Here is a 7,392-nt window from a genome sequence, read left to right as displayed (position 1 = left end):
TTTAAAAGCTTCTTGCGTTGCTTGGCATTGTTTAGGGTGTTTTGAGCGGGATGTTATCCATGAAAATCCCATATGATCGAGCAAATAGTAAATGGAATCAGGGTGATAGTGTTTATCAAACTTCTGGACAATATATGCATGGATATCGGCACCCGTGAGTCTACCGCCTTGCGGGTTATGAGCTCTATCTTCGAGATATTGGCGAAGCTGTTCTTGTTGCTCTGGGGTTAAGAATGCAGGACGACCTGTTCTTGGTTTTTCCTGAAGTCCTTCGAGGCCTTCTTCGAGAAAGGTATGAACCCATTTGTTGACACTGGTTCTACTGACTTTGAGAAACTTGGCAATTTGAGTGCGGGACTGGCCCTCTTTAAAATGGGCAAGCGCGAGTAATCTCATTTTCATTTGAATGGATTTTTGCTGGCTTGCCAGCTTTTTGAAGTCAATGTTATTGAGGCTATCCATAGCGATTTGGCCACCTGAAAGAGAAGCCTCAATTAGATCATATTCTTACTTAGAATGGTATTAGAAGTAGGTAGATGTTTGGGTTACGAACAACTTGAAGGATGAGTTGAAGGGATTGAACACTTTGCTGCGAACTCGGTTCAGAGAGCCGTTACATCAGGGTAGGATATTACTGTCAGCAAAACATAACCGCTTTACATCGTCTAAATTGCTTGCCAAAAAAATACCTGCGGATTGCATTTGATTGCAACTCTCGGCAATGGTGTCAGGTGAAATGCCCCGGCACGCAGATAAATTGACAATGACTTTAAAGGATTTGGTTGCCTGAAGTTGTAAGGCTGTTGTTTTAACGCAGTAATCCGTTGCGAGGCCGCCAATAATGACAGTGGCGACACCTTTGTGATGTAGCCACTCGATCAGTCCGGTACTGAGCTTTTCTTCAAGATCGTGGAAACAAGCGCCGTAAGGATGAAGATCTGGCTCTATCCCTTTCCAGATGACGTGGTCATACTCAGTTACTTTAGGAAGCCCAGGTATCACTTCAAAGCCCTTACTGCCCGGGACGGCGTGTTTGACCCAGGTCAAATCAGCATTAGGGTGTGATAATGGTTGGAACATATTGTCATGGCTATCAACGATCCACACAGCATTCTCCGGGTGCGCATCTTTTGTCAAAATACGCCAGGTTGCTAATTTGGCCTGTTGATTTAAGGCCTGAGCAATATGATGGCCTTCAGGAACAGGCAGTTCATCAGGACAAAGTGGAGTAAAGGTTTGCTGCACATCCACATCGATTGCTGCAATAGCCATGACACTCTCCTTACAGAATCTGATTCAGAATATGATCTGCTTTCAGACGGCGTATACGCTTGATCAAGCGCCTTACCGGTAGCGGGTAGCTGTCGACTTTATCAATAAACTTATAGCTGCCCATTAATTGAGTATGTCGCAAAATGGCACTGAGTTCCTGCTGCTTTTGCTCTGCTAACAGCTCATGTTTGTCGTGTACCAGAATGGCGTTCTCTAAATCCAGTTTCCATGCGCGCGGATTAAGGTTATTGCCGGTAATGAGCATGTATTGGCGATCAACCCAGATTCCTTTCAGGTGGAAGCTATTGTCGTCGTGTTTCCAAATGTGAATAGCCAGCTGACGGCGGGCGATAGCGGCCTCGTTGTGTTTGGCAAAACTACGCAAATTTACCTCATATAAGTAAGGTAATCCTGCGATGGTTCTGAACGGTTCGCTGGGCGGAATGTAAAAATCATTAGCGGTTTTATCACCGACAATCAGAGTGATCTTTACACCGCGACGTAAAGCCCGTTTCACTTCCCGGCTTACGCTGCGGGGAAAGTTGAAATAAGGAGTGCAGATCGTCAGCTCATGTTTAGCACTGGCGATCAGGGTACAAATGTACTTATTCAGATTGTTCTTACGACGGCCAAGGCCAACAATGGGGGTGAGGCCGACCTGATCATTAGCGATAGGCTCAGGATCAAAATAATAGCTTGCGCGCTGTAATTCCAGGCGCAATTGCTTGATAGCATTGCGTAAGATTTTCGTTTCCGGCCGGGTCTGCTGATTGAGGCAATTCACCGCTTCACTGTCGACCAGCGTGCGCTGAACAAAGTGGGCCATGCTGTCAGCCAGTTTGGTGTTTTTCAATACATGATATCTGTCGTAGCGGTAACGTTGATGTTGAGCCAGATAGACATCATTCAGGCTGGCGCCGCTATATATGACAGTATTGTCAATGATAAAGCCTTTGAGGTGGAGTACACCAAAGACTTCACGATTGCGAACGGGCACTCCCAACACTTCAATCTTATGTTGGTAGGACTGGGCAAACTCACGGTAGAGCGCTGCATTACCCTCCGATTTTTCTGCACCTATCAATCCACGCTGAGCTCGGTGCCAATCGACGAGTACTTTAATGTCCAGTTCGGGACGTAGCTGTTTTGCATCATACAATGCTTGAAGAATACTGCGACCCGCCTCGTCGTCTTGCAGGTACAATGCGACCAGATAAATACGCTTGGTTGCTCTGGCTATTTCCTGATGCAAACGTTCACGAAAGGCACCGGCATCTAGCAGTGTTTCTATATCTTCCGGCTGATGTGCAATACGTGGTAGCTGATCTATGAGCTGCCTATTTGCAGTAGCTGAATCCATTATCGCCTCGTTCCGCGATTTATATGATAAATCTAAAAATTGGGGGCTAATTATACCAGATTTTAGTGCTGGTAAAGCGACCGGGCTGATCCAATTAATGAGCTTGGGAGGCAGGTTGGGTCAACCGGCCTGATATAGCATAGGAGTGAGCGCTTTTCCACCAACTCTGTAGCGTTCAATTCGATGAGCAAGAGAAAGCGGTAGCGCATCATCCGCAATGACCGAAAACTGCGCTTTTAGGTACAGTGACTCAAGGTGGCTGAATGCAAAACAGTAACAGGGCTTAGCCATAAGTTGCAAATGGCAAGCGTTCAATAACGCGAGGCCAAAGCCCTGTTGTCTCAATTGCGGCGCAACCAGCATGCCTGTCATTAATTGAAAATCGTCATATTGCTGGAAACGGACAACGGCCTCGATGGACGTAGCGGTTTCTCCGATCCAGATGATTTCGTCCTTCTTGGCTTTACCCGCAGGATAATGCGTCTTGTACAGACGATTGACCAAAGGAAGGCGAAGAGGTTCCAAAGGATGGAAGCTAAGTGTTGTTTTCGTTAAATCTGTCATGGAATTAACTGCGTCGCTATGTGTGATCAGTTAGAATGCGGCCTCCAGTATAAAGCGACGGTTTGAATTTGGTATGGAAGTTTTGCATCGCCATTCACTGGCTTCATTGCACACATTTGGCTTGAGTGTAACAGCCTCTCAGGTTGTGACCATTAGATCGGTGGACGAGCTGAAAACGCTGCTGTCCAGTGATGCGACAGGGACTCCTGCTCTTGTGGTGGGGCAAGGGAGTAACTTGCTGTTTTGTGAAGACTATAACGGAACTGTCATACTGAATCGGATCATGGGCATTCAAGTTCATGAAACCGACTTTGCTTACCATCTCCATGTGGGGGCAGGTGAAAACTGGCATCAGTTGGTGTGCTGGACGGTTGAGCAAGAGATGCCTGGCCTGGAAAACCTGGCCCTGATACCTGGTTGCACAGGATCTGCACCTATACAGAATATCGGGGCTTATGGGGTTGAGCTTCAGGATATCTGCGAATACGTTGATGTAATGGAGCGAAAAAGTGGTGATGTCGTACGCTTAACGGCGGAAGCGTGCCGCTTTGACTACCGTGATTCTATTTTTAAGCACGAATTGAAAGACAGTCATATCATAGTTGCGGTCGGCCTTCGTCTGAGTAAGGACTGGCAGCCAAATACGAGCTATGGGCCGCTGGCGAACCTGGATCCTGCTACTGTCACAGCTCGCGACATCCTGATACAGGTTTGTGCGACTCGGCAGGCTAAGCTGCCGGACCCGGCGGTGCTTGGTAATGCCGGCAGCTTCTTCAAAAACCCCGTGGTATCAGAAAGTACCTATCAGAAGCTGGCGGCTGAGTTTCCGTCTGTCCCTTGTTATCCCGCAGCAGGCGGCCGGTTTAAATTGGCCGCCGGGTGGTTGATAGATCAATGCGGACTGAAAGGCCATAAGGTTGGCGGAGCAGCCGTACACCAGCAGCAGGCGCTAGTGATTGTAAACCTCGGCATGGCCAGCCCTGAGGATGTACTGAGATTGGCGCGCTATATCGTCGACACGGTCAAATCGCGTTTTGGTGTCACATTAGAGCATGAGGTGCGCTTTATGGCGTCTGACGGAGAAACCACACTGGATAAGGTGATGCCATGAAAGAACACACAACCAAGCTGGCGCTGATCCGGTTTTTGGCCGATGGTCAGTTTCACTCCGGTGAAGCACTGGGCGAGGCGCTGGGGATTTCTCGCGCAGCAATCAGCAAACATATCAAAGGGATTCAGGAGTGGGGCCTTGATATTCATCGGGTCCAGGGCAAAGGTTACTGCCTGGCTGCCGGGTTTGATTTATTGGATGAGCACCTTATCCAGACTCAGGTTGATTGTCCGTCACTGGCATTGATCCCGGTGATTGATTCAACCAATCAATATATGTTGGATCGCATAGGCCAGTTACCCAAAGGTGCAGTTTGTGTGGCTGAGTACCAGCAGGCCGGGCGCGGGCGCCGTGGGCGGCAATGGCTCTCTCCGTTTGGCAGCAACCTGTATTTGTCAATGTACTGGCGCTTGGATGCCGGTGTTGCTGCTGCGATGGGGCTGAGCCTGGTCGTTGGTTTGGCTGTGGCGAAAACATTGCAGAAGCTGGGTGCGGCGGAGATTAAGGTGAAATGGCCCAATGACCTCTATTATCAGGACAAAAAGCTGGCGGGTATTCTGGTAGAAATGAGCGGTAAAGCCGGAGATGCTGCGCATTTAGTCATTGGTATGGGGCTGAATCTCACCATGTCTAATACAGATACCGAAACAGTGGGGCAACCTTGGTCTAATCTGGCTGAAGCTTGCGACCCTATGCCTGGCCGTAATCAGTTGGCGGCAGCCATCATTGAGGGGGTGACGGAAACTCTGCTGCGCTATGAAGAGGTTGGCATGGCGGGTTTTGTCGATGAGTGGGACCAGTATGACAATTTCCTTGGCCGGCCGGTGAAGCTGTTGATCGGGGACAAAGTCATCCGGGGCGTCGCCTGTGGTATTAACCCCCAAGGGGCGCTGATGCTGGAAACGGAGCAGGGGAAGATGCCGTATCTGGGTGGTGAGATCTCTTTGCGTAAAGACGATTAAGCTCAAGGGCTATCTAAAGCGAGCGGGATACTTACTTTCTGAGTTTGACGGTCTGCACTGCATGGTTAGAGCTTTTTTGCAGGATAAGACTGGCACGCTCGCGCGTCGGCAGAATGTTCTCCCGCAAGTTTTTACCATTAATCTCCTGCCAAATATTGGTCGCCGTTTTCACCGCTTCTGATTCGGTCAGTTTGGTGTAATGATTAAAATAGGATGATGGATCTTTAAAAGCACCCTGACGGAATTTCAGAAAACGTTCTATGTACCAAGTTTGTAGTAAATCCGGTTCGGCATCGACATAAATGGAAAAGTCGAGCAAATCAGAAATAAAGACCCGATGCGGTTCATGAGGGTAATCCATGCCGCTCTGTAACACATTCAGCCCTTCAATGATCAGGATGTCCGGTTGCTCTACCGTCTTTATTTCATCAGTAATATCGTAAAATAAATGAGAATACACAGGGGCATCCACCTGAAGCTTACCTGACTTCACATCGGTCAGAAACTCAACCAAACGCCGAATATCGTAAGACTGAGGAAATCCTTTCTTTTTCATCAGATTTCTTTCCATCAGCACATTATTTGGATAGAGGAAGCCATCAGTAGTGATTAATTCCACCTTAGGGTGTTCCGGCCATCGGGTCAGCAGGGCTTTTAGCAGACGCGCAGTGGTGCTTTTGCCGACAGCGACACTGCCAGCAATACCTATGATGTAAGGCACTGTGCTTGGTTTGGGCTGAGACAGGAACTCTTCCAAAACGCGGTTTCGGCCCTTGCGTGCACCGACATAAAGATTGAGTAAGCGCGACAAAGGCAAATATATATCGCGGACTTCATCCATCGACAAATGCTCATTGATACCGCGAAGACGTTCGAGATCAGCTTCGTCCAGCGTCATTGGCACTGACTTGCGTAAATCAGCCCAGGCCTGCCGGTCAAAAGTAAGATAGGGGGTTAGGATCTCGTTCATCTTGTAACCAAAATCTCATTTACAGGGATTGGGACAATACAGGATCAATAGAGGAAGTGAAAGAGGCCGTGATTTCTCCTTTTGAAGAATTATGTCAGCATAGTCCCTTGTTTGATTAAGAAATGTACATTAAAGCGGCCATTATAATTTTTTTTGTATTTACCTATTGCAACCCCAAAAACCATCGCATAGAATGCGCAGCAATTACGCCGACTTAGCTCAGTAGGTAGAGCAACTGACTTGTAATCAGTAGGTCACCAGTTCGATTCCGGTAGTCGGCACCAAAATTTGGAGGGATTCCCGAGTGGCCAAAGGGATCAGACTGTAAATCTGACGGCTCCGCCTTCGAAGGTTCGAATCCTTCTCCCTCCACCATATTCAAATGGTTGAATAGCTCTACGAGTTACGAGTTTGCGGGCATCGTATAATGGCTATTACCTCAGCCTTCCAAGCTGATGATGCGGGTTCGATTCCCGCTGCCCGCTCCACATTTCTCGTGTGCTGATATAGCTCAGTTGGTAGAGCGCACCCTTGGTAAGGGTGAGGTCGGCGGTTCAAATCCGCCTATCAGCACCACTCTCTCTCCGAAGCACTTCAATCCTTTTGATATATACTCTACAAAACCCATGATTGGTTGTGTGGTCGTTATACCACCTAAATACCGTGCCTAGAGGGACTACCCATGTCTAAAGAAAAATTTGAACGTACGAAACCGCACGTTAACGTTGGTACTATCGGCCACGTTGACCACGGTAAAACTACTCTGACTGCTGCTATCTGTACTGTACTGTCTAAAGTATACGGCGGTTCTGCGCGTGACTTCGCATCTATCGATAATGCGCCAGAAGAGCGTGAGCGTGGTATCACTATCTCTACTTCTCACGTAGAGTACGATACTCCTTCTCGCCACTACGCACACGTAGACTGCCCAGGACACGCCGACTACGTGAAAAACATGATCACCGGTGCTGCTCAGATGGACGGTGGTATTCTGGTTGTTGCTGCGACTGATGGCCCAATGCCACAAACACGTGAGCACATCCTGCTGGGTCGTCAGGTTGGTATCCCTTACATCATCGTGTTCATGAACAAGTGTGACATGGTTGATGACGAAGAGCTGCTGGAGCTGGTTGAGATGGAAGTGCGTGAACTT

8 protein-coding genes and 4 tRNA genes are annotated in these 7,392 nt (G+C 48.3%); 7 read left to right on the top strand and 5 right to left on the bottom strand.

The window, feature by feature from the left end:
• The 4 genes from IFO68_RS21655 to IFO68_RS21640 form a co-directional block, all read right to left on the bottom strand.
• Positions 1–462 (bottom strand): IS630 family transposase (locus IFO68_RS21655; RefSeq protein ID WP_192017825.1); only part of this gene is annotated, 462 nt, incomplete at its 3' end.
• A gap of 156 nt (positions 463–618) precedes the next feature.
• Positions 619–1,272, bottom strand: a complete 654-nt coding sequence (locus IFO68_RS21650; protein WP_192017824.1) for a nicotinamidase — start codon at positions 1,270–1,272, stop codon at positions 619–621.
• Positions 1,273–1,282: 10 nt separating this feature from the next.
• On the bottom strand, positions 1,283–2,632 hold the full coding sequence (gene pssA / locus IFO68_RS21645) for a CDP-diacylglycerol--serine O-phosphatidyltransferase (RefSeq protein ID WP_192017823.1): 1,350 nt from the start codon (positions 2,630–2,632) through the stop codon (positions 1,283–1,285).
• Between the two features lie 120 nt (positions 2,633–2,752).
• Positions 2,753–3,196 carry a GNAT family N-acetyltransferase gene (locus tag IFO68_RS21640; RefSeq protein WP_192017822.1) on the bottom strand — a complete coding sequence of 148 codons (444 nt, stop codon included), beginning with the start codon at positions 3,194–3,196 and terminating at the stop codon, positions 2,753–2,755.
• Between the two features lie 73 nt (positions 3,197–3,269).
• Here IFO68_RS21640 and murB point away from each other — a divergent pair, with 73 nt between their 5' ends.
• A complete protein-coding gene (gene murB / locus IFO68_RS21635; RefSeq protein ID WP_192017821.1) occupies positions 3,270–4,307 on the top strand; it encodes a UDP-N-acetylmuramate dehydrogenase in 1,038 nt (345 codons plus the stop codon).
• Complete coding sequence (gene birA / locus IFO68_RS21630; protein WP_192017820.1) at positions 4,304–5,269, top strand: bifunctional biotin--[acetyl-CoA-carboxylase] ligase/biotin operon repressor BirA; 966 nt, start codon at positions 4,304–4,306, stop codon at positions 5,267–5,269. Before murB ends, birA begins: the two co-directional genes overlap by 4 nt.
• A 31-nt stretch (positions 5,270–5,300) precedes the next feature.
• Here the strand turns inward: birA and coaA are convergent, their stop codons facing one another.
• Complete coding sequence (gene coaA, locus IFO68_RS21625; RefSeq protein ID WP_192017819.1) at positions 5,301–6,239, bottom strand: type I pantothenate kinase; 939 nt, start codon at positions 6,237–6,239, stop codon at positions 5,301–5,303.
• Positions 6,240–6,447: 208 nt separating this feature from the next.
• Between coaA and IFO68_RS21620 the strand changes: the two genes are divergently transcribed.
• The 5 genes from IFO68_RS21620 to IFO68_RS21600 form a co-directional block, all read left to right on the top strand.
• Positions 6,448–6,523: transfer RNA gene (locus tag IFO68_RS21620), tRNA-Thr, on the top strand.
• A gap of 6 nt (positions 6,524–6,529) precedes the next feature.
• Positions 6,530–6,614, top strand: a tRNA-Tyr gene (locus tag IFO68_RS21615).
• Positions 6,615–6,652: 38 nt separating this feature from the next.
• A tRNA-Gly gene (locus IFO68_RS21610) sits at positions 6,653–6,727 on the top strand.
• Positions 6,728–6,739: 12 nt separating this feature from the next.
• Positions 6,740–6,815: transfer RNA gene (locus IFO68_RS21605), tRNA-Thr, on the top strand.
• A 106-nt stretch (positions 6,816–6,921) separates the two neighbouring features.
• On the top strand, positions 6,922–7,392 hold a 471-nt coding region (locus IFO68_RS21600; protein ID WP_192017818.1), incomplete at its 3' end, for a GTP-binding protein.

The organism is Photobacterium arenosum, from assembly GCF_014841115.1.
Classification (GTDB): domain Bacteria; phylum Pseudomonadota; class Gammaproteobacteria; order Enterobacterales; family Vibrionaceae; genus Photobacterium; species Photobacterium arenosum.
This window is presented reverse-complemented; position numbering and strand designations above follow the sequence as displayed.

Excerpts from the sequence above, each read along its gene's own strand:
- IFO68_RS21650 (WP_192017824.1), bottom strand. The coding sequence starts at position 1,272 with ATGGCTATTGCAGCAATCGATGTGGATGTGCAGCAAACCTTTACTCCA.
- pssA (WP_192017823.1), bottom strand. The coding sequence starts at position 2,632 with ATGGATTCAGCTACTGCAAATAGGCAGCTCATAGATCAGCTACCACGT.
- IFO68_RS21640 (WP_192017822.1), bottom strand. The coding sequence starts at position 3,196 with ATGACAGATTTAACGAAAACAACACTTAGCTTCCATCCTTTGGAACCT.
- murB (WP_192017821.1), top strand. The coding sequence starts at position 3,270 with ATGGAAGTTTTGCATCGCCATTCACTGGCTTCATTGCACACATTTGGC.
- birA (WP_192017820.1), top strand. The coding sequence starts at position 4,304 with ATGAAAGAACACACAACCAAGCTGGCGCTGATCCGGTTTTTGGCCGAT.
- coaA (WP_192017819.1), bottom strand. The coding sequence starts at position 6,239 with ATGAACGAGATCCTAACCCCCTATCTTACTTTTGACCGGCAGGCCTGG.